This is a genomic window from Terrabacter aerolatus, from assembly GCF_007991735.1.
Lineage (GTDB): Bacteria > Actinomycetota > Actinomycetes > Actinomycetales > Dermatophilaceae > Terrabacter > Terrabacter aerolatus.
Genome location: NZ_BJYX01000037.1, coordinates 1 through 26,800, shown reverse-complemented (window position 1 = coordinate 26,800; position 26,800 = coordinate 1). Strand labels below are relative to the sequence as shown.

The window sequence follows — 26,800 nt, the reverse complement described above, 5'->3', positions numbered from 1 at the left end:
GGGTGGGGCGGGGGTGTGCCGGGTGGTGGGGTCAGGTGGGGTCGTGGGCGAAGCGGCGGTGGAGGTCTCGGACCTCGTCCTCGAGCCCGGGGACCGGGCCGTCGACGACCGCGCCGGGCACGACGTCGCGGATCGGGAGCGGCGTCACGGGCGACGGAGGTGCACCCCACGCGGACCGCCAGGCGCCGAGCTGGGCGGAGCTCACGGCATACACGATCCGGCCGAGGCCGACCCAGCCGTGCGCGGCCGAGCACATCGGGCAGTGCTCGCCCGAGGTGTAGACGGTCGCGGCGGCACGCTCCGGACCGGTCAGGTGGGCGCCGGCCCAGCGGGCGATGGCGAGCTCGGGGTGCTGGGTCTCGTCGAGCGCGACGACGTGGTTGTGGTCCTCGAAGAGCACCTCGCCGTCGCCGGAGACGAGCACCGAGCCGAAGGGCTCGTCGCCGCGCTCGAGGGCGAGGCGGGCCAGCTCGACGGCGCGACGCAGGTGGCCGAGGTCGGCCGGCGTGATGCTCATGCGACGCGCCCTGTGACGAGCGCGAAGGTGACGAAGGCGCCGCCGTCGGCCTCGAGCATCGACTGGACCGGCGAGGTCGGCTGGCCCTTGAGCTCCATGACGGCCCGCTCCCACAGCAGCCAGTTGGCGCAGGCGTCGGCCTGGTTGCGGGCCGTGACCGCGGTGAAGGCGCGGCTGAACTCCCACTGGCTGCGCAGCCACTCGGCGGTGTGCCAGGCGGCTGACTCGGCCCCGACGACACGGTCGATGTGCTCGGGGATCTCGCCGAGCTCGCGCACCTCGGTGGTCAGGGCTGGCGTCGCGACGCCGAGCTGCCCGCCGGGCCTGAGGAAGGTCGCGAGGTAGGGCGGGTAGTGGTCGCCGGTGCCGAAGTACTCCCATGCGTCGATGCTGACGATGGCGTCGAACGAGCCGCGGCCGAAGGGGAGGGCGTGGGCGTCGACGCGCATCGGCAGCACCTGGTCGTCGACCTCCTCCTTGCGGAAGACCGCGGCGGCGGCGCTGGGGTCGACCCACAGGTCGGCGGCGATGACGTGCACGCCGTACTCCCGGGCGAGGAAGACCGACGTCGCGCCGAGTCCGGAGCCGAGGTCGAGCACGCGCATGCCGGGGCGCAGGTCGAGGTCGGCGGCGAGGTCCTCGAGCAGCCACAGCGGGTGCGGCCCCATGTCGAGGTCGACGAGCCACCTGGCGTCGTACTTCGAGGACCGGGGGAAGGCGTCGCGGGTCAGGTGGTCGAGGGCGGGCATGTCTCGATCCTCCGGGACGACGAGGTATGCCGTCGAGCCCGTTCCAGGGGGCGGCGGCTCCTCCCGGCGTGCGCGCGTCAGTCCACGCGCACGAGGCGGTCCGGCGTGAGGTCCGCCAGCGACGTGCAGCCGGTGAGGGCGAGCTGGAGGTCGAGCTCGGCCCGCAGGTTGCGGAGCACCTCGGAGACGCCCGGTGCCCCGGCCAGCGCCAGCCCGTAGACGTGGGGGCGACCGATGCCGACCGCCGTCGCGCCGAGAGCGAGCGCGACGAAGATGTCTGCGCCGCAACGGATCCCGCTGTCGAAGATGACCGGCGCCTGCGACCCCGTCCCGCGAACGGCCGCGACGACCCCGGGGAGGGCGTCAAGCGCCGCGACCGAGCGGTCGACCTGGCGCCCGCCGTGGTTCGAGACGTAGACGCCGTCGACCCCCGCGTCGACGGCACGCCGCGCGTCCTCGGGGTGCAGGATCCCCTTGAGCACGATCGGCAGGCTCGTCAGCGCGCGCAGCCGCGGCAGGTCGGCCCAGGTCAGCGACGGTCGGCTGAACACGTCGAGGAACGTCTCGACGGCCGCCCGGGGCTCGGCGGCGGTGAGGTTCCGTCGCGTGTCACCGGGGTGGTTGCGGCTCATCGAGACGAGGGTGGCGAGCGCCGCCGGCGTCGGGCGGGGACGTGAGGCCGGGGTTGCCGCTGCCACGCGCTCGCGGACGAGCCGCTGGAACACGGGGTCGGACGTGTACTGCGCGATCCCCTCGCCGCGGGCGAAGGGCAGGTGCCCGAGGTCGAGGTCGCGTGGACGCCACCCGAGGTATGCCGTGTCGAGGGTGACGACGAGGGCGTCGCTGCCGCACGCCTCGGCTCGCGAGACGAGGCTCTCGACGAGCTCGTCGTTGCTGCTCCAGTAGAGCTGGTACCAGTGCCCCGACCCGCCGAGGGCGCGGGCGACGTCCTCCATCGGGACCGAGGCCTGGGTGCTGAGGATCGGGGTGACGTGCTGCTCCCGGGCGGCTCGGGCCACGGCGAGGTCCGCCTCGTCGTCGGCCATCGACAGCACGCCGACGGGTGCGACGAGGAGGGGGCTCTCGTGGCGCCGGCCGAAGAGCTCGACCGACGTGTCGCGCTCGGTCGTGTCGACGAGCATGCGGGGCACGACGCGCCATCGGGAGAAGGCCGACACGTTGGCCTCGGCGCTCGCCTCGGAACCGGCCGACCCTGCGACGTAGGCGAACCCACGCCGTGACATGGCCTTGCGGGCGTCGGCCTCGAGGCGGGTGCCGTCCGTGGGGACCTCCGGCCGACGGCCGAAGGCGCCGGCCCGGTAGATGGCGGACTGCACCAGTCGGCCGATGCCTTCCTGCGGGACCCGTGCCTGCGGCATACGTGCTCCTCCTGTCGCGTGGAACCCGTCCGCGGGGGTGCGGTCGGTGGCGTCCATCCTGCTGGCGTCCGTCCCGGTTCGGGACGCCTCGCCCGTCACCACCTGACCGAGATGGTCTCGCGCCACCACCGCTCGAGGTCGTCGGCGGGCTCGGCGCCGCTGCGGCTCCACAGCCGCAGGTAGAGGTCGACGGGGTCACCGCTGAGGACGTGTTCGGCGGTGGTCGCCTCGGGCGAGGCGGCCCCGACGCGCCGGGTGGCCACGGGGAGGCCCGGTGCGAGGTCGACGAGCCACGCGACGTCCGACCCGTCGGGCCTCACGAGCAGCCGGGTCGGGGACCCCGGTGACGAGCCCTCGGGGCGCCGGGTCACGAAGCCGACGAGCAGCTCGTCGATGCCGTCGACGGCGACCGCCGGGCGGATCCACGTCTCGTCGGCCCGGGCCGGCCGTCCCAGGCGTGCGCCGATCGCGTCGACGGCGTGGATCGTCGTCTCGTGGCACTGGCGACGCGTCCAGAAGAGCCGGGGAGCTGGGGCGTCCTTGAGGAAGACGAGCGCGTCGAGGTCGTCGGGGGCGTCGACGACGGCCTGGAGCAGCGCCGTCGCGCCGTCGTCGAACCAGCCGAGCGGGTCGGAGGACTCGCGCCCCTGCTGCTCGAGCGGCTCGGGTGGCTCGATCGGCTCGCCCCGGAGGTGGCTCGCGGCCCACCGGTGGACCATGCCCTGGTGGGCGACGAGGTCGAGCACGGTCCAGCCCGGGCACGTCGGGACCGGGCTGTCGAGACCGGCGGCCACCGCGTTGGCGCGCAGCACCGTCGAGGCGGCGCCGAGCGCCTCACCGAGCTCGTCGAGGGAGAGGTCGAGCGGTCCGGGCGCCGCGCTGGGTCCAGGCATGGCAGCGAGTGTGCCGCATGCCGTCTCCCGCGGACGGGCAGGACGGGGACGCGGCGGTAGATTTGCCCGGCGGGACGGTCACCACCGTCCGCCGCCGACATCCGAGCGACATCCCGAGCACCACCCGGAGGCCCCCGTGGACGCCAGCGACCTGCTGCGCAACTCGCTCCTGCAGCTGTCCAAGCAGGAGAAGATCCGAGACGTCATCGAGAAGGCGCCCGTGTCGCGCTCGGTCGTCAAGCGCTTCGTGCCCGGCGCCGAGCGCGCCGACGTCGTCGGGGCGGCCGCCGAGATCGCGGCCTCGGGCCGCCGCTCGACCATCGACTACCTCGGTGAGGACACGACGGATCTCGCGCAGGCGCAGCACACGCGCGACGCGTACGTCTCCCTGCTCACGGCCCTGCGCGACGAGGGCCTCACGGCGGACGGCACCGTCGAGGTGTCGCTCAAGCTCAGCGCGCTCGGCCAGGCGCTGCCCGGCGACGGCAACGCCATCGCGCTCGACCACGCCCGCGAGATCTGCGAGCTCGCGAAGCAGGCCGGCACCACCGTGACCCTCGACATGGAGGACCACACGACGACCGACCTCACCCTGGACGCCCTGCGCGAGCTGCGCGCCGACTTCCCGACCGTCGGCGCCGTGCTCCAGGCCTACCTCTACCGGACCGAGGCGGACTGCCGGGACCTCGCGCATGTCGGGTCGCGGGTGCGCCTGTGCAAGGGCGCCTACAAGGAGCCGGAGTCGGTGGCCTTCCAGTCGGGCGCCGAGGTCGACAAGTCGTACGTGCGCTGCCTCAAGATCCTCATGCAGGGCGAGGGCTACCCCATGGTCGCCTCGCACGACCCGCGCCTCATCGAGATCGCGGGCGCGCTCGCCGGGCAGGCCGGACGCGACCCGAGGTCCTTCGAGTACCAGATGCTCTACGGCATCCGTCCCGAGGAGCAGAAGCGGATCGCCGACCGCGGCGACCAGATGCGCGTCTACATCCCCTACGGCCAGGAGTGGTACGGCTACCTCATGCGCCGCATGGCCGAGAAGCCGGCCAACGTCATGTTCTTCCTGCGCGGCGTCGCGACGAAGAGCTGAGCGGGGAGCCACGATGACGACGACGGCCATCTTCGGCGCGGGAGTCATGGGCGAGACCCTGGTCTCGGGCCTCATCCGGTCGGGCCGCACGCCGGGCGACCTCGTCGTCACCGGACGCTCACCCGACAAGGTCAACGCGCTCGCCGAGCGCCACGGCGTGCGCGTCATGGCCAACGCCGACGCGGCCGACGTGGCCGACACCCTCGTGCTCTGCGTCAAGCCGCAGGACATGGCGGCGCTCCTCGAGGAGATCCACGACCACGTGGCCCCCGGCGACGCCGTCGTGTCGCTCGCCGCGGGCATCACGACCGAGTACCTCGAGTCCCGGCTTCCGGAGGGCACGTCGGTCATCCGCGTCATGCCCAACACGCCGGCGCTCGTCGACCAGGGCATGGCGGGCATCTCGCCCGGTCGCCACTGCACCGACGACCACCTCGCCGAGGCCGAGGCGCTGCTCAGCTCGTGCGGCAAGGTCGTCCGGCTGCCCGAGAAGCACCTCGACGCCGTGACCGCGATCTCCGGCAGCGGTCCCGCCTACATCTTCTACGTCGTCGAGGCGATGATCGAGGCGGGCGTCGTGCTGGGCCTGCCACGCGCCACCGCCACCGAGCTCGTCGTCCAGACGCTCTACGGGGCCGCCACGATGCTCAAGGAGACCAAGGAGCACCCGACGGTGCTGCGCGAGCAGGTCAGCTCGCCCGGCGGCACGACCGTCGCGGCGCTGCGCCAGCTCGACGACCACAAGGTGCGGGCCGCCTTCGTGACCGCCATCGAGGCGGCCGCCGCGCGGTCCAAGGAGCTGGCGTCCGGCCAGGTCTGAGGGCACTGTGGGGTGATGGCCGACGAGCACCACGCCCTGCACCTGCACCGGGTCACCCCGGACGACTGGGAGTCGCACCGCGACGTGCGTCTCGAGATGCTGGAGGACGCCCCGGACGCCTTCTGGTTCACCTACGCCGACGAGGCCGCCTACGACGAGGCCGACTGGCGGGAACGCATCGAGGGAGCCTGGCTGGTCCAGGCGCGGGACGCCGACGGGATCCTCGGGAGCGCAGGTCTCGGCTCCCACTGGGAGCCCGAGCGCGCAACGACCGCAACGCTGTTCGGGATGTACGTCGCGCCCGCGGCCCGCGGCCGGGGCGTGGGGGAGGCGCTCGTGCGCGCCGTGCTCGACGAGGCGCGCCGGCTCGGCAAGTCCGAGGTCGTCCTCGAGGTCACGAGCTCCAACACCGCCGCCGAGCAGCTGTACGCGCGATGCGGTTTCGTGCGCACCGGTGCCGTCCACGACCACCCCCGCCGTCCGGACCTGCGCGAGATCGAGATGACGCACCGCTTCTGAGTCCCCTCCCGGGTGGCGGGCCACGGACGTCGCACCGAACGTTCACCGGCCGGCGGGTGCGGGCCGAGCGCCTGTCGTGCGAAGGTGGACCCATGAACGCCACGAACGACATCACCGTGCGTCCCCTCGGCGAGGACGACTGGCAGGACTACCGATCCGTCCGCCTGGCCGCACTCCGTGAGTCTCCCGAGGCGTTCGTGGCCACCGTCGAGCAGGAAGAGGCCTACGACGAGGACTTCTGGCGCGAGCGCATGCAGCGCTCGGCCCGCCTCGTCGCCGAGCGCGCCGGCGACGCCGTCGGTGTCGTCAGCGTCGGCGCCGCCAAGGGCAGCGAGAACGCGGCCGGGGAGCTCTTCGGTCTCTGGGTGCGCCCGGAGGCCCGGGGCTCGGGTGTCGCGACCCGGCTCGTCAAGGACGGCGCGTCGCTCGCCGCCCAACGCGGTCACACGCACCTCGTCTACTGGGTCGGCACCGAGAACGGTCGCGCCGTCGCCTTCGCCAGCGGCATGGGCTTCCGCCCGACCGACTACCGCCGGCCCATGGGTGTCGTCAGCGAGGAGGACGGCGAGGAGGAGATCGCCATGGTCCTCCCGCTCGGCTCCGACAACGGACCGCTCCTGCGCCTCTGACCGTTCAGGCCCCGTCAGGACCCGTCAGGCCCGAAGGCGACGAACCCACCGTCCCGAATTGTCGGGAACCGGTGGGTTCGCCTGTGCAACAGGAGGTTCGCCCGTCAAGGGCGGGCGGCGAAGCGTTCGATGAGCTCGACCGGACCACTGACGATGAGCATGTGGTGCGCCGAGATCTTCGTCTGCGGCACGGCATACGTGAAGTCCTCGCCCGGAGCCTTGACGCCGACGACGGTGACGCCGTACTTGCGGCGGATCGAGCTCTGCTCGAGCGTGAAGCCGACCGTCTCCGACGGCGGCTTGAGCTTGACGATGGCGAAGCCGTCGTCGAACTCGATGTAGTCGAGCAGCTTGCCGTTGACGAGGTGGGCCACCCGGCGGCCCGAGTCGGCCTCGGGCGAGATGACGTGGTGGACGCCGATGCGATCGAGGATGCGCTTGTGCTCGGGCGAGAGCGCCTTGGCCCAGATGGACGGCACCCCGGCGTCGACGAGGTTGGCAGCCGCGAGCACCGAGGACTCGACCGACGAGCCGATGCCGACGATGGCGATCTTCGGCTGCGCCGCGCGGATCATCTCGAGCCCCGTCGACTGGGCCATGTCGGCGTGCACGACCTTGGCGACCTTGTTGACGTAGCTCTCCGCGATGGCGTTGTCGCGCTCCACGGCGATGACGCGGTGACCCAACCTCGTGAGCTCGAGTGCGACGGCAGAGCCGAAGCGCCCCAGCCCGATGACGATCACGTCGTCCTCGAAGAGCCGGTTGCGGCCCATGCGTGTTACCTCCGTCATCCGGTGCGCGTTTCCGCGATAGCGTCTCAATCATGCCAACTCAGGCCCGGGTCGTCTGGGATGCCTCCTTCACGAGGTACAACTTCGGCCCCACCCACCCGATGGCACCCGTCCGCCTGGACCTCACCGCGCGCCTCTGCGAGGCCCTCGGGGTCTTCGACGTCGACGGCGTCGAGGTGGTCGGTGCCGAGGTGGCGAGCGACGAGCTGCTCGCGACCGTCCACGACGACGACTACGTCGCGGCGGTCAAGGCCGCCTCGCTCGACCCGTCGACCGCCGAGGACGGCTACGGCCTCGGCACCGAGGACGACCCCGCCTTCGAGGGCATGCACGACGCGAGCGCCCGGGTCGTCTCGGGCACCGTCGACAGCGCTCGAGCCGTCTGGGAGGGCGAGGCCGAGCACGCCGTGAACTTCACCGGCGGCCTGCACCACGCCATGCGCGACAAGGCGAGCGGCTTCTGCGTCTACAACGACATCGCGGTGGGCATCCAGTGGCTGCTCGACCACGGCGCCGAGCGCGTGGCCTACGTCGACGTCGACGTGCACCACGGCGACGGCGTCGAGCGGATCTTCTGGGACGACCCCCGGGTCCTCACGATCTCGGTGCACGAGACCGGACGCGCCCTCTTCCCCGGCACCGGTTGGCCGACCGACGTCGGCGGTCCGGACGCCGAGGGGAGCGCCGTCAACGTCGCGCTGCCCCCCGGGCTCAGCGATGCCGGCTGGCTCAGGGCGATCCATGCCGTGGTCATGCCGCTCGTCCGGGCGTTCCGTCCGGACGTGCTCGTGTCGCAGCACGGCTGCGACACCCATGCCGAGGACCCGCTCGCGCACTTCGCCGTCACCGTCGACGCCCAGCGCGCCGCGGCCGACGCGCTGCACCGACTCTCGCACGACGTGTGCGAAGGCCGGTGGGTGGCGCTCGGTGGCGGCGGCTACGAGGTCGTCGACGTCGTGCCCCGCACGTGGACCCATCTCACCGCCATCGCCGCGCACGCCCCGATCAAGACGGCGACCCCGGTACCCGAGGACTGGCGCTCGCACGTCGAGCACGTCTTCGGGCGCCCCGGGCCGCGCCGCATGGGGGACTTGACCACCGAGGACGGGCCGCTCTGGTGGCGCTCCTGGGAGATGGGCTACGACCCCGCGAGCGAGGTCGACCGCGCGGTCATGGCCACGCGCACCGCCGTCTTCCCCCTCCACGGTCTCGACATCCACTTCGACTGAGTTGTTGGCGCTTCGCTTCGCTGCGGCGCGTGCGGAGGCGCCCTGTAGCCGTCGCCTTCCTCCGCTCCGCTCGCTCGTTCCTCGCTCGCTGCGCTGCGTCCAGGCGACGCCGGCGCCTCCGCTCGTAACGGGGTTGGCTCTGCTGGCTCGTTGCGCCTAACCTTGGCGCACGGCGACGACGGGCCTGACGATCCTGAGCCGAGCACGACCAGAGGCCGTCCGCGATCTGCGGCGGCGAAGGTGTGGTGGCACAGCGACATTCCCCATCGCCCACACCTCCGGGGCACCAACCCTCTGGAGGTGAACGGAATGCAACCCAACCCATCCACGACCCGTGCTCCGCGCGTGCTCGCCGGCGACCTCGGCTCCGTCGAGCCCGGCGCACGCGCCACGCTCGCCGGCTGGATCCACCGGCGCCGCGTCCTCGCGAGCGTCACGTTCCTCGTCCTGCGCGACCGTTCGGGCCTGGCCCAGGTCGTCGTCAAGGACCGGGCGACCGTCGAGCAGCTGGCCGGGCTGCCCGAGGAGACCGTCGTCGAGGTCACCGGCGTGGTCGCGGCCAACGAGTCCGCACCCGGCGGTGCCGAGCTCGTCGAGCCGACGGTCACCCCCCTGACCGAGCCCGCGCTCGCCCCGCCGACCGAGTTGTGGCGGCCGACCTTCGGGGCCGGCCTGCCCACGCACCTCGACCATGCCGCGGTGACCCTGCGCCACCCCCGGCACCGGGCCGCCTGGCAGATCGCGAGCGCCTCGATGCGCGGCTTCCGCGAGGCCCTCGGCGCCCTCGACTTCACCGAGATCGCCACCCCGAAGCTCGTGGGCACCGCCACCGAGTCGGGCGCCAACGTCTTCACCGTCGACTACTTCGGCCGGACCGCCTACCTCGCCCAGAGCCCGCAGCTCTACAAGCAGATGCTCGTCGGGGTCTTCGAGCGGGTCTTCGAGGTCGGGCCGGTCTTCCGGGCCGAGCCGCACGACACCGTGCGACACCTCGCCCAGTACACCTCGCTCGACGCCGAGCTCGGCTTCGTCCGCGACCACCGCGACGTGCTGGCAGTCCTGCTCGCCGCGATCGCGGGCATGGTCGAGGCCATCGGGGAGTATGCCGGCGACGCCGCTGCGCTCCTGGCCGTCGAGCTGCCTCGGGTGCCCGAGGAGTTCCCGGTCATCCACTTCCGCGACGCCCTCGCCCAGGTCGGGGCCGACCCGGACGAACCCGACCTCAGCCCCGCGCACGAGCGGGCGCTCAGCGAGTGGGCCAGGACGGCATACGACTCCGACTTCCTTGCGGTAGAGGGATACCCGATGGGCAAGCGACCCTTCTACACGCACCCGCAGCCCGGCGACGAGCGGTGGAGCAACAGCTTCGACCTGCTCTTCCGCGGCCTCGAGCTGACGACCGGCGGCCAGCGCCTGCACCGCCCCTCGGACTACGCAGCGGCCATGGAACGCACCGGCACCGACCCCGCGGTCCTGACCGGCTACCTCGACGCCTTCGCGCACGGCATGCCGCCGCACGGCGGCTTCGCCATCGGGCTCGAGCGGTGGGTGGGGCGGCTGACGGGAGCCGAGAACATCCGCGAGGTGACGCTCTTCCCGCGCGACCTCCACCGCCTCGAGCCCTGACAGGGCGGCGACAGGCCGCACATCCACAGGTCGCGCACCGGCGTGTCGAGTTGCGCGTCACCGATTCGTTCTGACGTTCACTTCCCCTCCAGTCACATCTGCCCCTAATGTTGCTTCTTGCACCTGCGTGAAGTTTCGCCGGAGGGGAAGCCGTCGACGCGCGGGTGCAAACCCACTCAAGATCGGGGTAACACATGTCGAATGAGCGCCAGCTCGCCGAGGTGCGGTTCTTGACCGTCGCCGAGGTCGCCTCGATCATGCGCGTGTCGAAGATGACCGTCTACCGACTCGTCCACGGCGGAGATCTTCCGGCCGTACGCGTCGGCCGCTCCTTCCGGGTTCCGGAGGATGCGGTCCACAAGTACCTGGAGACGTCCTACATCGACACCGCGTGACAGCAGCGTCATGACGCACCCGAGGGGGCGGCCGAGACCACCCGGTCCGGCCGCCCCCTCGGCATTCACGCCGGGGAGGTGCCGGTGTCCGGCCTGATCTGCTTTTGGGATAGAGGCCGGGCACGCGCTAGTCTGTGAACCCTGTTCGGCTCGTGAAGTTCGACCTACCCCTGGCGGGGTGTCGACGCAGGTCGGCACCAGCTCAGTTCAAGGACACGTCTCAAGACTCACGACAAGGACAAACATGGGTTCTGTCATCAAGAAGCGCCGCAAGCGGATGGCGAAGAAGAAGCACCGCAAGCTGCTGCGCAAGACGCGCCACCAGCGTCGCAACAAGAAGTGACCTGACCAGCTCAGGAACCAGCGGCCTCGTCCCGCACGCTCTCGACCCTCACCACCGGTGGGGGTCGTTCGCGTCTCCGGGGCCGCGACCGGTTCGAGAGGCTCGACACATCTGGCGCTCCGAGGCCCTGCCCGGGTACGGATGGTGCAGCGTCTCGGTAGGCTTCGAGGGCGGGGGAGCGCGATCTCCTCCGCAGCGCGTGCACCGCACGAACGCGACGTGTCCCCACCGACCGACGACAGGAGGAGCCGATGGCCAAGGTCGTCCTGGTCACGGGGGTGTCGCGCTACCTCGGAGGCCTCTACGCCCGACGGTTGTCGACCGATCCCTCGATCGAACGGATCCTCGGCGTCGACGTCGTCCCGCCGAAGCACTCCATCGGCCGGGCCGAGTTCGTACGGGCCGACATCCGCAACCCGATGATCGGACGGATCATGGCGCAGGCGGGCGTCGACACCGTCGTGCACATGAACGTCATCGCGACGCCCAAGGACACCGGCGGCCGGGTGACGCAGAAGGAGATCAACGTCATCGGCACGATGCAGCTGCTCGCTGCGTGCCAGAAGTCCGAGTCGGTGTCGCGGCTCGTCGTGAAGTCCTCCGCGGCCGTCTACGGCTCTTCGCCCCGCGACCCCGCCATGTTCACCGAGGACATGAACCCCAAGACCCTGCCACGGACCGGGTTCGGCAAGGACTCCGTCGAGGTCGAGGGCTACGTCCGCGGCTTCTCCCGACGCCGGCCCGACGTCGAGATCACGATGCTGCGCCTGGCCAACGTCGTCGGCCCGAGCATCCACACGGCCATCACCGACTACTTCGCGCTGCCGCTCGTTCCCGTCCCGCTCGGCTTCGACGCGCGGTTCCAGTTCGTCCACGAGGACGACGCGACCGCGGCGATGATCCTGGCCACCACCGGACCCCCCGCCGGCATCGTCAACGTCGCGGGCGACGGCTTCCTCACGGTGACGCAGTGCACGGCGATCGCCCGGCGCCCGGTCGTGCCCGTGCCGCTCCAGGCGGCCGGCGTCATCGGCAACATCGTGCGGCGCAGCGGCCTCGCCGACTTCTCGTCCGACCAGCTGACCTTCCTCGCCTTCGGCCGTGGGCTCGACACGTCGCGCATGCGGTCCGTGCTCGAGTTCGAGCCGCACTTCACGACCCGCGGGGCGTTCGAGGACTACGCCCGCCACCTGCGACCGGCCGTGCCCGGCGTCGAGGGCGTCGGCGAGGTCGTCAGCGACGCCGCGGGCGGCACCGCCGCAGCACTCTCCCGAGTCTTCGACAGGATCCAGCCGTGACCGACGACCCCAGCAAGGCCGCCGCGAGCCCGACGTCCGAGACGTCGTCGGTGACGACGACGTCCGCCGCCGCCCCGACGAAGAAGAAGGCTCCGAAGGAGAAGGCCGCGAAGAACGCCATCGCCAAGTCCGACGCGAAGTCCGGGTCGAAGTCCGGGGCGAAGTCCGGGGCGACGAAGAAGGCCGCCTCGAAGAAGGCAGTGCCTCAGCCCGCCTCGAAGCAGGCTGCGTCGGCGAGCGGGTCCGCGGCGACCTCGTCGGCGACGCAGGCCGGCCCCTCCGCGCGGCCGGCCCGCGGCGCGTTCGCCGCCGGAGCCGCTCGCGCGTCGGGCGAGCGCCGTCGCCGCAGCGGCACGCCCCTGATCCCCAGCGCCCCGGTCGAGCTGAGCGCGGCTCGGCGTCTGGCGGCCGGTGCCGGTGCCGACGCGCTGGCCGACGAGGTCGTGTCCGCGGTGACCGAGGGCCCCACCGAGCCGGAGACCCGAGGACCGGCCACCGGCGCCTCCCCGGCCCGGGCCGCCCGCGCCGGGAGGGGTTCGCCCCCCACCGAGCCGGGCGACGGTGCCGGGACTTTCGAGCCCGTCGTCGGAGAGGCCGCCGGTGCAGAGACCGTCGAAGGAGAGACCGTCGAGGTCCTCGAGGTCGCCGACGCACCCGAGACCGTCGACCCCGCGGACGTGCTGCCGGCAGAACCGACCCCGCCCCGCCGCCCCCGTCCGCCCCGCTCCGCCGTGCGTTCGACGCGCCGGGCCACGCCGGGGGAGCCGGCCCGGCTGCGGGCCGTGCCCCCGGTCGAGCCCATCCCGACGCAGGCCGAGGGGCAGGCGGGCGACCACGGCACACGGCATACGCAGACGGCGCAGGAGGGCGGCTGGGAGCGCGCCCTGACGTCGGGACTGCAGTCGCGCGCCGAGAAGCTCGTGGGCGCGGTGCTCGAGGGTGCGGAGTTCTCGTCGGAGTCCCGCCCCGGCCCGACCGAGCTCGTGGAGCTCGCGGTCAACGTGCTGCGCGCGGCCGCGTCGTCGGCGGGGGTGCCTGCCGAGGACGTCGAGCGGCAGGTCGCCGAGACGCTGGCCTACCTGCGCCGGCGCCTGACGGGCGACTACGTCGTCGACGAGTTCGGTTTCGACGAGGACTACACCGTCAACGTCCACCTGCCGCTGCTGCGGCCCTTCTACAAGACGTGGTTCCGGGTCGAGGTGCGCGGCATCGAGAACATCCCGGACGAGGGCGGTGCCCTCGTCGTGGGCAACCACTCCGGCACCATAGCGATGGACTCGCTCATGACGCAGGTCGCCGTCTACGACGAGCACCCGCGCCACCGGCACCTGCGGATGCTCGGCGCCGACCTCGTCTTCCAGATGCCGTTCGTCGGCGCCATGGCGCGTCGCTCCGGCACCACCCTGGCAGCCAACTCGGACGCCGAGCGGCTCCTCAGCAGCGGGGCCCTCGTGGGGGTCTGGCCCGAGGGTTTCAAGGGCGTCGGCAAGCCCTTCAGCGAGCGCTACAAGCTCCAGCGCTTCGGCCGTGGCGGCTTCGTCTCGGCCGCCCTGCGCGCCGGCGTGCCCATCGTCCCCGTGTCGATCGTCGGGGCCGAGGAGATCTACCCGATCCTCGGCAACATGCCGGCCGTCGCCCGGCTGCTCGGGCTGCCCTACGCGCCGATCACGCCGACGTTCCCGCTGCTCGGGCCGCTCGGCATGGTGCCGCTGCCGAGCAAGTGGCTCATCGAGTTCGGGCCGCCCATCGAGACGACGAGCTTCGGTCCGGAGGCCGCCGACGACCCGATGCTCGTCTTCGACCTCACCGACCAGGTGCGTGAGACGATCCAGCAGACGCTCTACAGCCTGCTCATGCAGCGCAAGTCCGTCTTCCTCTGACGCCGACCGACAGGGCGGCCCGGGGCGGGGCGTCGGCGGCGCGTCAGGGCAGGAGCTTGGTCGGCAGGATCTTCGTCGGGTCGAGCGCCGTCGGCAGCTTCGGCAGGCCGAGCGTCGTGGAAGGGAGGGGGAGCGTCGCGCCCGGCAGGGTGATCCCGCCGCCGCCGATCCCGATGGTCGACGAGGTGATCCCGGCACCCGGGAGGCTCACCGTCGCGCCCGGCAGCGTCACCCCGCCGCCGCCGACTCCGGCGCCCGTGCTCGTGATCCCCACGCCGGGGAGGTGGATCGTGCCGCCGGGAAGGGTGACCCCACCGGTCACCTTGACCCCGGGCAGCGGGACGCCGCCCGCGCTCGTGGCGCCGGACGGACGGGGAACGGACGGCGCCGGGCTCGAGGCCGTGGCTCCGCCGCGGGTGGACGGCAGGGTGCCCGGGGCGGACGTGCCGCTGCCCGGGCTGCTCGTGCTGCTTCCGGGCAGGCCGGCGAGCAGCTGTCTGGCCGCCGTGGCCCGCTCCCCGCAGGAGGTGCAGCCGGCGAGCCCCCGCAGGGTCGCCACCTCACCCGCCCCGAGCAGGTCACGCAGACGCTGCCAGGCCGGCAGCGACGCCGCCGGCACCCGCGGGCGCATCGCGTCGACCTGCGGAATGGCCCGCGTGTAGAAGTCGGACAGCTCGGTCAGGGCGTCGGCGCGCTGCTCCGTCCGGTAGACCTCCATGAGGATCGTCTGGGCCCGGCTCGCAGCGTCGGTCGCCGAGTCGTATGCCGTGTCGAGGTCGTGGGCCGACGGCGCGCCCCCGTCGAGCAGGTCGCGCGCCTCGGTGATGTGCTCCTGGGCCTGCGCGAGGTACGTCAGGCCCTCGTCGTAGCGCGACCCGGCGAGCTGGACCGCGGCGCGGTCGAGCAGCTGCTTGACGCCGTAGAGCGCGTCGCCGGGCACGGCCGTGCGAGAGGCGAAGCCGAGCGCTCCGCCGGTGACGAGGATGCTCGCGGCCGCCGCCGCGACCAGCTTGAGGGGCCGGGCTGCGAACCTCAGCACCGACACGGTGCCGCCCTCGCCCGGGGAGGCTGGAGCACCGGGGGTGGCGTCCCCGCCGGCCGCGGGGGAGGACGCCGGCGCGGAGTCGTCGCCGTCGCCCGGCGCCTCGACGGAGCGGATGGAGCCGCCGCCCGGCCCGCCCGGCAGGAGCGGGACGACCGGAGCCGCTGAGCCGGCGTCGTCGGCGAGCAGGCGCGCGCGCAGCTCGGACACGAACTCGGCGCGCGGGGTCAGTCCCGCCTGGTCGACCGCCTGGACGGCGTGGAGCACGGCGATGAGCTCGAGGATGCCCGGCTCGGAGACGGTCTCGCCGTCGAGGGCGCGCTGGAGCAGGTCGCCGTCGGAGTTCGAACCGAGATCCATCTCGCCTCCTTCGTCTGTCGAGTCCGTCGTGGTCGTCGTGGTCGTCGTGCTGTGTCGGTGGTGCGGGTCTTCGTGATCTGGTGCTCGTGCTTCGGGGTCGGGCAGATCCTCGCCGTCAGGGCGGGAAGGCGGTCCCCGCCCGACCCGGCGGCCCCTGCAGGCGCGTCGCGTCACGGCATACGGCACGAGAGGCGAGCTCGCTCCCGGCACGGACTACGGCGAGGGGTGGGTGGTGCGGGTCGTTCCGCAGGGGCCGGAGCACCGTCATCGCTGCCATCGAGCCGCCTGCGTCCACGCTGTTCACGGAGGCACCGGTCGGCGCCCCGAGCGTCGGGCCGGGCCCACACGCACCGTCCCTACGTCGTGAGAACGACGTAGAGCGCCGATGGGTTACGCGGATCACAGCTCGACTCCGTCCAGCGCCTTGCGCAGGCCGCGCGTCGCCCGCAGCTGGAGCTGCTTGACCGCCCCCTCCGACTTGCCGAGCACCTTGGCCGTGTCGGCGAGGCTGAGGCCCTGGAGGAAGCGCAACGTGATGCACTCGGCCTGGTCGGACCCGAGGCCGCGGATCGCTGCGACGAGCCTCTCGTCACGCAGGCGGGTCAGCACCTCGGTGTCGGGGGCGTCGACCCGCTCGTCGGCGTCCCGCATGTCGGCGGTCGCGACCTCGAAGCGGAACTTCGCCGACTTCACGTGGTCGGCGATGAGGTTGCGGGCGATGGTCACGAACCAGGCGGCGATGTCCTTGCCCTGCCAGGTGAACGAGTCGATGCGGCGCATCGCGCGCAGGAAGGTCTCGGACGTCAGGTCCTCGGCGAGGGCGCGGTTGGCGACGCGGACGAGGACGTAGCGGAAGACCGTGTCGACGTAGACGTCGTAGAGCTGGGCGAAGGCCTCTTTGTCGCCGCCCTGCGCGAGCTCGACGAGAGCGGCGATGCGGGCCTGCTCGTCGGCATCGCGCTCGGTGTGCCCACGGGGTCCGGGCGAGCCCGGGGTCGCCCGGATGAGCTCCGCGCCATCACCCGCGAGGGCCGCCCACACGGCCTCGAGGGCAGACCTCCAGGTCGGCAGGACTGGTCGGTGCGCGAGCGAGGGCAGGGCTGGTGCGGCCGCAGCCGCGGCGAGCCCTGTCAGGGGGGCCGAGCCGAGCACCCGGGCGAGACCCTGGACGAGCACCGGGGAGCCGACCCGGACAGGCGCCATCGACACTCGCGCCGGGTTCGTTCCCGGGGCGGTGACAGGTGGGTGCCGGCGGGCCGGCGTCCTGTTCGGGCGCATTGTGGACAGTCTGTCGGAACGAGCCCGCGTGCGGGAGTCCGACGACGTTTTGTGGTGCACCCGACGCCCCTCCCGCGCGTGCCTGCCTACAGTGGATGACATGAGCAGCGACCAGACCTCCGCGGACCCGGCGACGTCGGCGGCGCCTCGCGTCGTCCTGCTCGGTCGCGCCGGCTGCCACCTGTGCGACGAGGCGCGTGCCGTCGTCGAGCGCGTCACCGGCGAGCTGGGCGTCGCGTGGCAGGAGCAGTCCGTCGACGACGACCCCGAGCTGCTGCGGCGCTATGCCGAGCAGATCCCCGTGACCTTCGTCGACGGGCGTCGCCACGACTTCTGGCGGGTCGATGAGGCGCGCCTGCGCGCCGCCCTCGCCTGAGCCTTGTGGTGACCTGCCTCGCAGGCGCGTCCCATGCCGTGGTAGGCCGTCGAAGTCAACTTTGTGCATGGGTTCACAAACGTCTAGCCTGAACGGGTCCCCACGTGCTCCGCGTTCGGGAAAACGCCTCTTTTGAGAGGAGCCGGTGAGCAAGAGTGTCCGCCGACCCTGCACTGCGTCGCGAGATCCCCGACGCAACCGTCGCGCGGCTTCCCGAGTACCTCCGAACGCTCTCGCGCCTCGCTGAGGACGGCGTCCTGTCGGTCTCCTCAGAGGAGCTGGCCGCCGAGGTCGGGGTGCGCTCCGCGCAGCTGCGCAAGGACCTCAGCCACCTCGGCTCCTACGGCGTCCGTGGCGTCGGCTACGACGTCGAGACGCTCGCCCTCGAGATCTCCCGCGCCCTGGGCCTGACCGAGGACTGGCCGGTCGCCATCGTCGGCATGGGCAACCTCGGGCACGCGCTCGCCTCCTACTCCGGCTTCGTCACCAAGGGGTTCCGCATCGTCGGCCTCTACGACGACGACCCGGCCCTGGCCGACGAGCACGTCGTCGGAGTGCCGATCCGGCCCCTGGCCGAGCTGCACGTCCACCACGCCGTCGACCCGATCGCGATCGGTGTCATCGCGACCCCGGCGCCCGCCGCCCAGGCCGTGTGCGACGCCCTCGTCGGGGCGGGCGTCAGCTCGATCCTCAACTTCGCACCGGCGGTGCTGTCGGTGCCCAGCGGCGTCGACGTCCGCCGTGTCGACCTCTCCACGGAGCTGCAGATCCTCGCCTTCCACGCCCAGCGCAAGTCACTCGCCGCGGGCGACCTCCGGTCGGCGGTGGTGGCGCAATGAGCCTGCTCGTCATCGGACTGTCCCACCACACGGCTCCGCTGTCGGTGCTCGAGGCGCTCTCCGAGCGCCCGGACCGCGCCGAGGCCATCGCCGCCTCGGTCCTCGGGTCGGCCACGGCCACCGAGGCGGTCGTCCTCTCGACGTGCAACCGCCTCGAGGTCTATGCGTCGGTGCCGGCCTTCCACCCTGCCGTGGCCGCGATCGGCGAGGCGCTCGCGCTGGCCGCCGGCATCGAGGAGCCCGAGGGGGCGCGCCCCCGGCCCGAGCTGCCTCCGGGCGACCCGGCCGACGCCCTCGCGGCCCGCGCCGAGGCGCTCGCCGACCACCTCTACGTGCGCTACGACGACGCCGCCGTGGCCCACGCGTTCACGGTCGCGTGCGGGCTCGACTCCATGGCCGTGGGCGAGGCCCAGATCCTCGGACAGATGCGCGACTCGCTCGCCGGAGCCCAGGGCCGTGGGCAGGTCGGAGAGTCGCTCAACTCGCTGTTCCAGGGAGCCCTCCGGGTCGGCAAGCGGGCTCACGCCGAGACCGACATCGACCAGCACAGCGTCTCGCTCGTCCAGATCGCGCTCGAGGAGGCCGCCTCGGTCCTCGGGCCGCTCGACCGTGCCTCCACCGCAGTGGTCGGCGCCGGCGGGATGAGCGGCCTCGCCGCCGCCACCGCCCACCGCCAGGGCGTCGCGTCCCTGGCCATCGTCAACCGCACGCCCGAGCGCGCCGAACGTCTCGCCACCGCGACCTCCGGTGGGGCCCGGGCCTGGGCCGAGCTGCCCGAGGTCCTCGCCGAGAGCGACCTCGTCATCACCTGCACCGGGGCCGTCGGACACGTCATCACCGCCGAGATGCTCGCCGAGAGCGCCGCCCGCCGCGAGGGTCGACCCCAGTTCGTCGTCGACCTCGCGCTCCCGCGCGACGTCGAGCCGGTCGCCTCCTGGAGCCGGGACGCGCCCGGCGTCACCCTCGTCGACCTCCAGGCGCTCGGGCTGCTCCTCGAGGGGCGCGCCGACACGACCCAGGTCGTCCGCGTGCGTGAGCTCGTCACGGGCGAGGTCGCCGACTACCTGACGCGCCGCATGGAGAAGTCGGTCGCGCCCACCGTCGCAGCCCTGCGCGCCCGCGCCGCCGCTCTCGTCGCCACCGAGATGGACCGTCTCGACCAGCGCCTCCCGGGCCTCGACGAGACGACGCGGGCCGAGGTCGGGCTCGCCGTCCACCGCATCGTCGAGAAGCTGCTCCACACCCCGACCATGCGCGTCAAGGAGTTCGCGATGGAGGGCAGCGGCGACGACTACGCGGCCGCCCTGCGAGAGCTCTTCGACCTCGAGCCCAAGGACGTCGCCAACGTGTCCACCCCGCCGAAGCGGGTGCAGCCATGACCGTCCTGCGCCTCGGCACCCGCCGCTCCGCCCTCGCCACCACCCAGTCCGGCTGGGTCGCCGACCGGCTCCGCGAGGCCGGCCACGACGTCGAGATCGTCGAGATCACGACCGAGGGAGACGTGTCCGGTGAGCTGCTCACCGCCATCGGGGGCACCGGCGTCTTCGCCGCCGCGATCCGGCGAGCCCTGCTCGACGGTCGCATCGACGTCGCCGTCCACTCGCTCAAGGACCTCCCCACGGCGCCCGAGCCGGGCCTGGTCGTCGCCGCCGTCCCGGTGCGCGAGGACAGCCGCGACGTGCTCGTGGCGCGCGACGGACTGACGCTCGGCGAGCTGCCCACGGGTTCGGTCATCGGCACGGGGTCACCGCGCCGCACCGCCCAGATCGCCGCCCTCGGCCTGGGCGTCGAGATCCGCCCGATCCGCGGAAACGTCGACACCCGAATCGGATTCGTGTCCTCGGGCTCTCTCGATGCCGTCGTCCTGGCCCGTGCGGGACTCGCCCGCCTCGGCCGCCTCGCCGAGGTCACCGAGGTCATCGACCCCATCCAGGTGCTCCCCGCACCCGGCCAGGGCGCTCTCGCGGTCGAGTGCCGTTCCGACCGGGACGACGTCGTCGCCGCGGTCTCGGTGCTCGACGACCCGGACACCCGGGCCTGCGTGCTCGCCGAGCGCTCACTGCTCGCGACGCTCGAGGCCGGGTGCACCGCGCCCGTCGGCGCGCTCGCCGAGGTCGTCGAGGGTGACGACGGTCTCGAGCTGTCGCTGCGTGCCTTCGCCGGCACCGAGGACGGCTCGTTCGAGCTGCGCCGCTCGCTCGTCGGGACCTACGACGAGCCGGAGGACCTCGGCTCGCGTCTCGCCCGGATCCTGCTGGAGGACGGCGCCGCCGACCTCCAGGTCGCCACGTCAGCTGGACCTGCCCCAGACCACGCCCCACACCAACCGGAGCAAGTTTCGTGACTCCTTCCCGCCAGCCGTCAGAGCAGACGGACTCGACTCCCACCCACTCGACGACGCACTCGACGACGCACGCGACGACTCCGGCGCGGGTCGCCTTCGTCGGCTCCGGCCCGGGCGACCCCGGACTCATGACGCTGCGCGGCCGCGACCTGCTCGCCGCAGCCGACGTCGTCGTCCTCGACCGCATCGCCCGCGACGACGTCGTGCTCGAGCACGCCCGTCCGGACGTCGAGATCATCGACGCCGGCCACGGCGAGCAGGGCCAGGAGCTGACCCACGCCGTGCGCGCCAAGCTCGTGGTCAAGGCGGCGAAGTCCGTGGCGCCCGGCGGTCTCGTCGTGCGCCTCATGGACGGCGACCCCGCCACCTTCAACGGCCTCGTCGAGGAGGTGCGTGCCTGCCGCAAGGCGGGCGTCACCTACGACGTCGTCCCGGGCGTCTCGGCCCTCACGGCCGGTCCGACGTATGCCGGTGTGCCGCTGACCTCGAGGTCGACCGGCGCCGTCCACGTCGTCGGGGTCGAGCGCTCCGGGGTCGACTGGTCCGCCTACGCGGCCGACACCGACACCCTCGTGCTCCTCGGCGGCAGCGACAACATCCGTGCGGCGCTCGCGGCCCTCCGGTCGGCCGGTCGTCCCACCGACTCCCTCGTCGCCCTCACGGCCCATGGCACGACGGTGCGCCAGTCGTCCGTCGCCACGACCCTGGGCGAGGCCGACTCGGTCTTCGCCGGCAAGGAGCCCCTCGAGGTCTCGCTCGCCGTCGTCTCGCCCAACGTCGGCCTCCGGGACGAGTTCTCGTGGTTCGAGTCCAAGCCCCTCTTCGGCTGGAAGGTGCTCGTGCCGCGCACCCAGGCCCAGGCCGGCTCGATGGTCGAGCGCCTCGCCGGCTACGGCGCGACGGCTGACGTCGTGCCGACCATCTCGGTCGAGCCGCCGCGCACCCCGCAGCAGATGGAGAAGGCCGTCAAGGGCCTCGTCACCGGACGCTACGAGTGGATCGGCTTCACGTCGGTCAACGCGGTGCGCGCCGTGCGCGAGCGCTTCGAGGAGTTCGGCCTCGACGCGCGGGCCTTCGCGGGTCTCAAGGTCGCCGCCGTCGGTGGCGTCACCGCCGCCGCGCTGCGCGAGTGGGGCATCAACCCCGACCTCGTGCCGGCCGGCGAGCAGTCCGCCGCCGGGCTGCTCGAGTCGTGGCCCGAGTTCGACGAGGTCCTCGACCCGATCAACCGCGTGCTGCTGCCCCGGGCCGACATCGCCACCGAGACGCTCGTCGCGGGTCTGCGCGACATGGGCTGGGAGGTCGACGACGTCACCGCCTACCGCACCGTGCGGGCCGCGCCGCCGGCTGCCTCGATCCGTGACGCCATCAAGGGTGGCGACTACGACGCGGTGCTCTTCACGTCGAGCTCGACGGTGCGCAACCTCGTCGGCATCGCCGGCAAGCCGCACTCCGCGACGGTCGTCGCGTGCATCGGCCCGGCCACGGCCAAGACGGCACAGGAGCACGGCCTGCGGGTCGACGTCCTCGCGCCGGAGGCCTCGGCCCTCAGCCTCGTCGACGCCCTCGCCGGCCACGGCGTCGGTCTCGCCGTCGCCGCCGCCGAGGCCGGGCAGCCCGTGCAGCGTCCCAGCGACAAGCGCCCGGCCTCGCGCCGTCGCGCCCGCTGAGGAGCCCCCGGTGATCGAGCGCCCGCGCCGCCTGCGCCAGAACCCCGTCCTGCGGTCCCTCGTCGCGGAGACGCGCCTGCACCCGCGTGACCTCGTGCTGCCGGTCTTCGTCGCCGAGGGCATCACCGAGCCACGCCCGATCGCCAGCATGCCGGGCGTCGACCAGCACACGCTGGACAGCGTCGTCGAGGTGGCCCACCGCTGCGTCGCGGCCGGGCTCGGCGGGATCATGCTCTTCGGGGTGCCCCAGCACAAGGACGCGACCGGCACGGGCGCGCTCGACCCGGACGGCATCCTCAACGTCGCGCTGCGCGCGGTCCGCGAGGCGGTCGGCGACGACCTCGTCGTCATGGCCGACACGTGCCTCGACGAGTTCACCGACCACGGCCACTGCGGCGTGATCGACGAGCACGGCCGGGTCGACAACGACGCGACCAACCTCCTCTACGCCGAGATGGCGGTCGCCCAGGCCCGTGCCGGCGCCCACGTCGTCGCCCCCTCGGGGATGATGGACGGCCAGGTCGCCGTCATCCGGGAGGCGCTCGACGCCGAGGGCTTCACCGACACGGTGATCCTCGCCTACTCCGCGAAGTACGCGTCGGCCTTCTTCGGCCCGTTCCGCGAGGCCGTGCAGTCGAGCCTCCAGGGCGACCGTCGCACCTACCAGCAGGACGCCGCCAACATCGTGGAGTCCCTCCGCGAGATCGACCTCGACATCGCCGAGGGCGCCGACATGGTCATGGTCAAGCCGGCCATGTCCTACCTCGACGTCGTGGCCGCGGCGGCAGAGCGCTCGTCGGTGCCCGTCGCGGCCTACCAGGTGTCGGGGGAGTACTCGATGATCCACGCGGCCGCCGCCAACGGCTGGATCGACCTCCGCAGCGCAGCCCTGGAGTCCCTCACCTCGATCCGCCGAGCAGGGGCGCAGGTCGTCCTGACGTACTTCGCGCTCGACGTGCCCGAATGGACCGCCTGACACCACTACCATCTGTGCAATCGCAGGAGGTTGACATGTCAGGTACAGGGGACGACGGCGTGCAGTGGCTCAGCGACGCCGAGCAGGCGTCGTGGCGAGCCATCCTGCGCGGCACGAGGCTGCTCGAGCGCGCCCTCGACGACGCGCTCGGCGACGCCGGGCTGCAGCTGAGCGAGTACGAGATCATCTCGATGCTGTCCGAGAGCGAGAACCACCGGCTCCGGATGAGCGAGCTCGCGGCCATGGTCGTCCAGTCGCGCAGCCGGCTGACCCACACGGCGAAGCGGCTCGAGGACCGGGGCTGGGTCACCCGGGAGCAGTGCGCCGACGACAAGCGTGGCGTCGAGCTGGTGCTGACCTCGGGGGGTCTCGCCGCCGTGCGCGACATCTCCCGCGTCCACGTGGGGAGCGTCCGCGAGCACCTCGTCGACATCATGACGCCCGCCCAGTTCACCGCGATCGGCGACGCCATGGCGATCGTGCGCGACCACCTCGACCCCGGCAGCGTCAGCGGCCGCTGAGTTCGGCAGACAGTTTGGATCCTCGGTGCGCGAAAGTGCGCCGTTCGCGATCTACTGGATCCTCGAGCTGCGGTTGTCAGGCAAGAGAACCTCGACGTTGAGGGACGGGAACGACGTCAGGTCCTCTGCGGTCAGCGCTGGAGGGCCGGTGATCTCGGTGCGCAAGGAGACACTCGTCCCGGTCCAGCCGCGAGGCTCGAGCGCCGCAAGCCCTTCGTCAGGGATGCCGTACCGGTAGGTCTGGGACCACGACCCATCCTCGCGATGGTTCTCGTGCACCAGTTCGCTGCTGAGCGCGGCGACAGTCGACATGCCCCGACGTGGCAGACCATCCGGAAGTAGCGGCGCGTGACTTTGGTCGATGAAGCGGACGTCAGGTGTGGCCATGACCGGCTTGCGGAGGACTCGCCCGTCGCCGTCCCGTCGGGTGTCGGTGCCCCGCCCGTCGTCGTCTACGGTCACTCGTCCGCTGGCTTGGTGGATCACGATCGCGTGACCAGGACGACCCTGGCTCTCTGCTTCGTCATTGGCGTAGGCCAGCACCTCGAGGATGAGGTGGCGAAGACCACCGGCGGCGCCGGGAGGACCAAGCCGTCGGCGCACGTCGGTGAGGTGCCCCAGATCGAGGTCGCTGCGCCAGTCGTGAGTGGTGGTCTTCCAGGTCGCTCGGTGGCTCACGGTCCGCAGCGTACGGTCCCTTCCATCCACGCTGAGGTAGGGGTGGGGCGTCGTTGATCTGGCAGGCATGGGCATGCGAGCAACGGTGCCTCACGCTCCCCGACCGCACCGGGCTGCGCAGGCCGGCCAGCAAGGGAATGCGCCTCCCGGCCGAAGCGGAGAGACGCACCTCAGTGACTACCGATTTGCCCCTTGCGCCCCCTGAGCGGGAAGTCTGGACAGCGGCCGGAGGGCGCGCCAACGGCGGGGGGGGGAAGTCCTCGCAACCGGCGTTGCATCTGCCACTCTGTCACGCCAGCGGTATTGCGCCACGAGTTCCAAGCACCGTCATCCACACTGCTTGCCGAACTCAGCGGCCGCTGACCACCCGCTGGTGCGCGCACCGCCCGGCGGTTGAGAGACTGGGGCCATGAGCTCGCAGCCCCTTCCCGTCCAGACCGCCTCCGACGCCCCGGCGTCCGCAGCGCTGCTCGCGCGCGCCTCCGAGGTGATCCCCGGTGGGGTGAACTCCCCGGTGCGAGCGTTCCGTGCCGTCGGTGGCACCCCGCGCTTCATGGCGAGCGGGTCCGGGCCGTGGCTCACCGACGCCGACGGCAAGCGCTACGTCGACCTCATCTGCTCGTGGGGTCCGATGATCCTCGGGCACGCCCACCCCGACGTCCTCGCCGCGGTGACCGAGGCCGCGGCCCGCGGGTTCTCGTTCGGCACGCCCAGCGAGAACGAGGTGCGGCTGGCCGAGGAGATCGTCGCCCGCGTCGAGCCCGTCGAGCAGGTCCGGCTCGTCAACTCGGGCACCGAGGCGACGATGTCGGCCATCCGGCTCGCCCGCGGCTTCACCGGTCGCGACGTCATCGTGAAGTTCGCCGGCTGCTACCACGGTCACGTCGACGCTCTGCTGGCGTCGGCGGGCTCGGGCGTCGCGACGTTCGCCCTGCCCGACTCGGCCGGGGTGCCGCGCTCGAGCGCGGGCGAGACGATCGTCCTGCCGTACAACGACCTGCCCGCCCTCGAGGCGGCCTTCGCCGAGCGCGGCCACGAGATCGCGGCCGTCATCACCGAGGCCGCGGCGGGCAACATGGGCGTCGTCCCGCCGGCCCCCGGCTTCACGGAGGGACTCCTGCGCGTGACCAGAGCTAACGGCGCCCTCCTCGTCTCCGACGAGGTGATGACCGGCTTCCGCTGCAGCGCCTCCGGCTTCTACGGCCTCGAGGGGCCGTATGCCGCGGGCGCCCCCGACCTGTTCACCTTCGGCAAGGTCATGGGTGGCGGCTTCCCGACCGCAGCCTTCGGTGGCCGCGCCGACGTCATGGCGCTGCTCGCGCCCCAGGGGCCCGTCTACCAGGCCGGCACGCTCTCGGGGAACCCTGTCGCGTCGGCCGCCGGGCTCGCCACGCTCCAGGGCTGCACCCCCGCGGTCTACGAGCGGCTCGACGTCGTCGCGCACGCCATCGCCGACGCCGTGGCGAGCGAGCTCTCCGCGGCCTCGGTGCCGCACACGATCCAGTGGGCCGGGTCGATGTTCTCCGTCTTCTTCCGGGACGGGGCGGTCACGGGCTACGACGACGCCAAGGACCAGGACACCGGGGCCTTCCGCCGCTTCTTCCACTCGATGCTCGGCCAGGGCGTCCACCTGCCGCCGAGCGCCTTCGAGTCGTGGTTCGTCTCGGCCTCGCACGACGACGAGGCCGTCGACCACGTCATCGCCGCGCTGCCCGCTGCTGCGCGCGCGGCCGCCACCCCGGACTGACCTCGATCCCGCTCGCCCTCCCGAGAGCGGGCGAGCGGCACCCGCCGACACGGCACACGAACCCGGAGGGATTGTGGGGTCGCGCGTCGAGGAGGACGCTGGTCGGTGACGGCGGCGCCGTCGGGGTGCCGCCCCGACCGAGGGAGGTGGGGTCGTGCACGCACGCTCCACGACGGTCATGGGCCGTCCCGGCATGATCGAGACCGGCATCGCACACGTGCAGGACGTGGTGATGCCGCAGGTCAGGGCGATGGACGGCTGCGTGGGCCTGTCGATGGTCGCCGACCGCGTCACGGGCCGGTGCATCGTGACGACGGCCTGGCGCGACGACGCCGCGATGCGGGCCACGGCCGACAGCGTCGCGCCGATGCGTCAGCAGGCGGCCGACCTGCTCGGCGGTGCCGCGACGGTCGACGAGTGGGAGATCGCCTACCTCCACCGCGACCACCGGGTCGCCGACGGCTGCTGCGCCCGTGTCACGTGGACCGAGGTGGCGCCGGCGAACGTCGACACCATGGTCGACGCCTTCCGCATGGGCATCATGCCGAGGGTCGAGCAGCTCGAGGGATTCTGCAGCGCAAGCCTTTTCGTCGATCGCGCCGGTGGGCGGTCCTGCCTCACCGCGACGTACGACTCGCCCGAGGCGATGATGTCGACCCGCAACGCGGCCATGGGGCTGCGTGCCGACCTCGTGCAGCAGACCGGCATCAAGATCACCGAGATCGGCGAGTTCTCGCTCGCCATCGCGCACCTCGACGTGCCCGAGCTCGTCTGAGCCCGGGCGTGCTCCTCGCCGCCGGACCTAGTGGACGGC

Annotated in this window: 27 protein-coding genes; 19 read left to right on the top strand and 8 right to left on the bottom strand. The window is 72.5% G+C overall.

Annotated features, from left to right (window positions below; genetic code table 11):
• Positions 1-31: 31 nt before the first annotated feature.
• The 4 genes from TAE01_RS19700 to TAE01_RS19685 all read right to left on the bottom strand — a co-directional run bounded on the left by TAE01_RS19700 (position 32) and on the right by TAE01_RS19685 (position 3,538).
• Positions 32-517: a nucleoside deaminase gene (locus tag TAE01_RS19700; RefSeq protein ID WP_147068512.1), complete on the bottom strand. Its 486-nt coding sequence runs from the start codon at positions 515-517 to the stop codon at positions 32-34.
• Complete coding sequence (locus TAE01_RS19695) at positions 514-1,266, bottom strand: SAM-dependent methyltransferase (protein WP_147068511.1); 753 nt, start codon at positions 1,264-1,266, stop codon at positions 514-516. The genes TAE01_RS19700 and TAE01_RS19695 overlap by 4 nt, the downstream gene beginning before the upstream one ends.
• Positions 1,267-1,343: 77 nt before the next feature.
• A complete protein-coding gene (locus tag TAE01_RS19690) occupies positions 1,344-2,645 on the bottom strand; it encodes a lactate 2-monooxygenase (RefSeq protein WP_147068510.1) in 1,302 nt (433 codons plus the stop codon).
• A 95-nt stretch (positions 2,646-2,740) separates the two neighbouring features.
• Positions 2,741-3,538, bottom strand: a complete 798-nt coding sequence (locus tag TAE01_RS19685; protein WP_147068509.1) for a maleylpyruvate isomerase N-terminal domain-containing protein — start codon at positions 3,536-3,538, stop codon at positions 2,741-2,743.
• Between the two features lie 136 nt (positions 3,539-3,674).
• On the opposite strand from TAE01_RS19685, the gene TAE01_RS19680 reads away from it, so the two are divergent.
• From TAE01_RS19680 to TAE01_RS19665, 4 genes are all read left to right on the top strand, one after another.
• Entirely contained in the window at positions 3,675-4,625 is a 951-nt protein-coding gene (locus TAE01_RS19680) for a proline dehydrogenase family protein (protein ID WP_147068508.1), read from the top strand.
• Positions 4,626-4,638: 13 nt separating this feature from the next.
• Complete coding sequence (proC, locus tag TAE01_RS19675; RefSeq protein ID WP_147068507.1) at positions 4,639-5,445, top strand: pyrroline-5-carboxylate reductase; 807 nt, start codon at positions 4,639-4,641, stop codon at positions 5,443-5,445.
• Positions 5,446-5,460: 15 nt separating this feature from the next.
• A complete protein-coding gene (locus TAE01_RS19670) occupies positions 5,461-5,964 on the top strand; it encodes a GNAT family N-acetyltransferase (RefSeq protein ID WP_147068506.1) in 504 nt (167 codons plus the stop codon).
• Between the two features lie 92 nt (positions 5,965-6,056).
• Complete coding sequence (locus TAE01_RS19665) at positions 6,057-6,593, top strand: GNAT family N-acetyltransferase (RefSeq protein ID WP_147068505.1); 537 nt, start codon at positions 6,057-6,059, stop codon at positions 6,591-6,593.
• Between the two features lie 104 nt (positions 6,594-6,697).
• Here TAE01_RS19665 and TAE01_RS19660 read toward each other — a convergent pair whose 3' ends face one another.
• A complete protein-coding gene (locus TAE01_RS19660) occupies positions 6,698-7,366 on the bottom strand; it encodes a potassium channel family protein (protein ID WP_147068504.1) in 669 nt (222 codons plus the stop codon).
• Between the two features lie 50 nt (positions 7,367-7,416).
• Between TAE01_RS19660 and TAE01_RS19655 the strand changes: the two genes are divergently transcribed.
• The 6 genes from TAE01_RS19655 to TAE01_RS19630 all read left to right on the top strand — a co-directional run bounded on the left by TAE01_RS19655 (position 7,417) and on the right by TAE01_RS19630 (position 14,155).
• Complete coding sequence (locus TAE01_RS19655) at positions 7,417-8,613, top strand: acetoin utilization protein AcuC (protein WP_147068503.1); 1,197 nt, start codon at positions 7,417-7,419, stop codon at positions 8,611-8,613.
• A gap of 309 nt (positions 8,614-8,922) precedes the next feature.
• Positions 8,923-10,239: an aspartate--tRNA(Asn) ligase gene (gene aspS / locus TAE01_RS19650; protein ID WP_222594190.1), complete on the top strand. Its 1,317-nt coding sequence runs from the start codon at positions 8,923-8,925 to the stop codon at positions 10,237-10,239.
• 194 nt (positions 10,240-10,433) lie between these two features.
• Positions 10,434-10,634: a helix-turn-helix domain-containing protein gene (locus tag TAE01_RS19645; RefSeq protein ID WP_147068502.1), complete on the top strand. Its 201-nt coding sequence runs from the start codon at positions 10,434-10,436 to the stop codon at positions 10,632-10,634.
• A gap of 244 nt (positions 10,635-10,878) precedes the next feature.
• The gene (locus tag TAE01_RS19640; RefSeq protein ID WP_003792170.1) at positions 10,879-10,977 is read left to right on the top strand and encodes a 30S ribosomal protein bS22; all 99 of its coding nucleotides are present in this window, start codon (positions 10,879-10,881) and stop codon (positions 10,975-10,977) included.
• A 251-nt stretch (positions 10,978-11,228) separates the two neighbouring features.
• The gene (locus TAE01_RS19635; RefSeq protein ID WP_147068501.1) at positions 11,229-12,275 is read left to right on the top strand and encodes an NAD-dependent epimerase/dehydratase family protein; all 1,047 of its coding nucleotides are present in this window, start codon (positions 11,229-11,231) and stop codon (positions 12,273-12,275) included.
• On the top strand, positions 12,272-14,155 hold the full coding sequence (locus tag TAE01_RS19630; RefSeq protein ID WP_147068500.1) for a 1-acyl-sn-glycerol-3-phosphate acyltransferase: 1,884 nt from the start codon (positions 12,272-12,274) through the stop codon (positions 14,153-14,155). The genes TAE01_RS19635 and TAE01_RS19630 overlap by 4 nt, the downstream gene beginning before the upstream one ends.
• A 43-nt stretch (positions 14,156-14,198) precedes the next feature.
• Here TAE01_RS19630 and TAE01_RS19625 read toward each other — a convergent pair whose 3' ends face one another.
• Positions 14,199-15,557: a DUF5667 domain-containing protein gene (locus tag TAE01_RS19625; RefSeq protein WP_147068499.1), complete on the bottom strand. Its 1,359-nt coding sequence runs from the start codon at positions 15,555-15,557 to the stop codon at positions 14,199-14,201.
• 399 nt (positions 15,558-15,956) lie between these two features.
• Complete coding sequence (locus TAE01_RS19620; RefSeq protein WP_246111471.1) at positions 15,957-16,760, bottom strand: RNA polymerase sigma factor; 804 nt, start codon at positions 16,758-16,760, stop codon at positions 15,957-15,959.
• A gap of 175 nt (positions 16,761-16,935) precedes the next feature.
• On the opposite strand from TAE01_RS19620, the gene TAE01_RS19615 reads away from it, so the two are divergent.
• The 7 genes from TAE01_RS19615 to TAE01_RS19585 all read left to right on the top strand — a co-directional run bounded on the left by TAE01_RS19615 (position 16,936) and on the right by TAE01_RS19585 (position 23,561).
• Positions 16,936-17,211 carry a glutaredoxin family protein gene (locus TAE01_RS19615; RefSeq protein WP_147068498.1) on the top strand — a complete coding sequence of 92 codons (276 nt, stop codon included), beginning with the start codon at positions 16,936-16,938 and terminating at the stop codon, positions 17,209-17,211.
• 155 nt (positions 17,212-17,366) lie between these two features.
• Positions 17,367-18,050: a redox-sensing transcriptional repressor Rex gene (locus TAE01_RS19610; protein WP_147068497.1), complete on the top strand. Its 684-nt coding sequence runs from the start codon at positions 17,367-17,369 to the stop codon at positions 18,048-18,050.
• The gene (hemA, locus tag TAE01_RS19605) at positions 18,047-19,429 is read left to right on the top strand and encodes a glutamyl-tRNA reductase (RefSeq protein WP_147068496.1); all 1,383 of its coding nucleotides are present in this window, start codon (positions 18,047-18,049) and stop codon (positions 19,427-19,429) included. Before TAE01_RS19610 ends, hemA begins: the two co-directional genes overlap by 4 nt.
• Entirely contained in the window at positions 19,426-20,394 is a 969-nt protein-coding gene (gene hemC, locus TAE01_RS19600; RefSeq protein WP_147068495.1) for a hydroxymethylbilane synthase, read from the top strand. Before hemA ends, hemC begins: the two co-directional genes overlap by 4 nt.
• Complete coding sequence (locus TAE01_RS19595) at positions 20,391-22,064, top strand: bifunctional uroporphyrinogen-III C-methyltransferase/uroporphyrinogen-III synthase (protein WP_147068494.1); 1,674 nt, start codon at positions 20,391-20,393, stop codon at positions 22,062-22,064. The genes hemC and TAE01_RS19595 overlap by 4 nt, the downstream gene beginning before the upstream one ends.
• Before the next feature lie 10 nt (positions 22,065-22,074).
• On the top strand, positions 22,075-23,040 hold the full coding sequence (gene hemB / locus TAE01_RS19590; protein ID WP_147068493.1) for a porphobilinogen synthase: 966 nt from the start codon (positions 22,075-22,077) through the stop codon (positions 23,038-23,040).
• Between the two features lie 35 nt (positions 23,041-23,075).
• On the top strand, positions 23,076-23,561 hold the full coding sequence (locus TAE01_RS19585; RefSeq protein WP_186815311.1) for a MarR family winged helix-turn-helix transcriptional regulator: 486 nt from the start codon (positions 23,076-23,078) through the stop codon (positions 23,559-23,561).
• Between the two features lie 51 nt (positions 23,562-23,612).
• On the opposite strand, the gene TAE01_RS19580 is transcribed toward TAE01_RS19585, so the two are convergent.
• Positions 23,613-24,239: an ATP-binding protein gene (locus tag TAE01_RS19580; protein ID WP_222594189.1), complete on the bottom strand. Its 627-nt coding sequence runs from the start codon at positions 24,237-24,239 to the stop codon at positions 23,613-23,615.
• A 409-nt stretch (positions 24,240-24,648) separates the two neighbouring features.
• On the opposite strand from TAE01_RS19580, the gene hemL reads away from it, so the two are divergent.
• Both hemL and TAE01_RS19570 read left to right on the top strand, forming a co-directional pair.
• A complete protein-coding gene (gene hemL, locus TAE01_RS19575) occupies positions 24,649-25,986 on the top strand; it encodes a glutamate-1-semialdehyde 2,1-aminomutase (RefSeq protein ID WP_147068492.1) in 1,338 nt (445 codons plus the stop codon).
• A gap of 154 nt (positions 25,987-26,140) precedes the next feature.
• Positions 26,141-26,761 carry a putative quinol monooxygenase gene (locus tag TAE01_RS19570; protein WP_147068491.1) on the top strand — a complete coding sequence of 207 codons (621 nt, stop codon included), beginning with the start codon at positions 26,141-26,143 and terminating at the stop codon, positions 26,759-26,761.
• Positions 26,762-26,800: the final 39 nt, after the last annotated feature.

Bases quoted from the DNA above. Each gene is read 5' to 3' on its own strand.
- hemL (WP_147068492.1), top strand. From the start codon at position 24,649: ATGAGCTCGCAGCCCCTTCCCGTCCAGACCGCCTCCGACGCCCCGGCG.
- TAE01_RS19615 (WP_147068498.1), top strand. From the start codon at position 16,936: ATGAGCAGCGACCAGACCTCCGCGGACCCGGCGACGTCGGCGGCGCCT.
- TAE01_RS19695 (WP_147068511.1), bottom strand. From the start codon at position 1,266: ATGCCCGCCCTCGACCACCTGACCCGCGACGCCTTCCCCCGGTCCTCG.
- TAE01_RS19685 (WP_147068509.1), bottom strand. From the start codon at position 3,538: ATGCCTGGACCCAGCGCGGCGCCCGGACCGCTCGACCTCTCCCTCGAC.
- TAE01_RS19670 (WP_147068506.1), top strand. From the start codon at position 5,461: ATGGCCGACGAGCACCACGCCCTGCACCTGCACCGGGTCACCCCGGAC.
- TAE01_RS19665 (WP_147068505.1), top strand. From the start codon at position 6,057: ATGAACGCCACGAACGACATCACCGTGCGTCCCCTCGGCGAGGACGAC.
- aspS (WP_222594190.1), top strand. From the start codon at position 8,923: ATGCAACCCAACCCATCCACGACCCGTGCTCCGCGCGTGCTCGCCGGC.
- hemC (WP_147068495.1), top strand. From the start codon at position 19,426: ATGACCGTCCTGCGCCTCGGCACCCGCCGCTCCGCCCTCGCCACCACC.
- TAE01_RS19655 (WP_147068503.1), top strand. From the start codon at position 7,417: ATGCCAACTCAGGCCCGGGTCGTCTGGGATGCCTCCTTCACGAGGTAC.
- TAE01_RS19645 (WP_147068502.1), top strand. From the start codon at position 10,434: ATGTCGAATGAGCGCCAGCTCGCCGAGGTGCGGTTCTTGACCGTCGCC.
- TAE01_RS19635 (WP_147068501.1), top strand. From the start codon at position 11,229: ATGGCCAAGGTCGTCCTGGTCACGGGGGTGTCGCGCTACCTCGGAGGC.
- TAE01_RS19660 (WP_147068504.1), bottom strand. From the start codon at position 7,366: ATGGGCCGCAACCGGCTCTTCGAGGACGACGTGATCGTCATCGGGCTG.
- hemA (WP_147068496.1), top strand. From the start codon at position 18,047: ATGAGCCTGCTCGTCATCGGACTGTCCCACCACACGGCTCCGCTGTCG.
- TAE01_RS19625 (WP_147068499.1), bottom strand. From the start codon at position 15,557: ATGGATCTCGGTTCGAACTCCGACGGCGACCTGCTCCAGCGCGCCCTC.
- TAE01_RS19700 (WP_147068512.1), bottom strand. From the start codon at position 517: ATGAGCATCACGCCGGCCGACCTCGGCCACCTGCGTCGCGCCGTCGAG.
- TAE01_RS19585 (WP_186815311.1), top strand. From the start codon at position 23,076: ATGTCAGGTACAGGGGACGACGGCGTGCAGTGGCTCAGCGACGCCGAG.
- TAE01_RS19690 (WP_147068510.1), bottom strand. From the start codon at position 2,645: ATGCCGCAGGCACGGGTCCCGCAGGAAGGCATCGGCCGACTGGTGCAG.
- TAE01_RS19640 (WP_003792170.1), top strand. From the start codon at position 10,879: ATGGGTTCTGTCATCAAGAAGCGCCGCAAGCGGATGGCGAAGAAGAAG.
- proC (WP_147068507.1), top strand. From the start codon at position 4,639: ATGACGACGACGGCCATCTTCGGCGCGGGAGTCATGGGCGAGACCCTG.
- TAE01_RS19620 (WP_246111471.1), bottom strand. From the start codon at position 16,760: ATGGCGCCTGTCCGGGTCGGCTCCCCGGTGCTCGTCCAGGGTCTCGCC.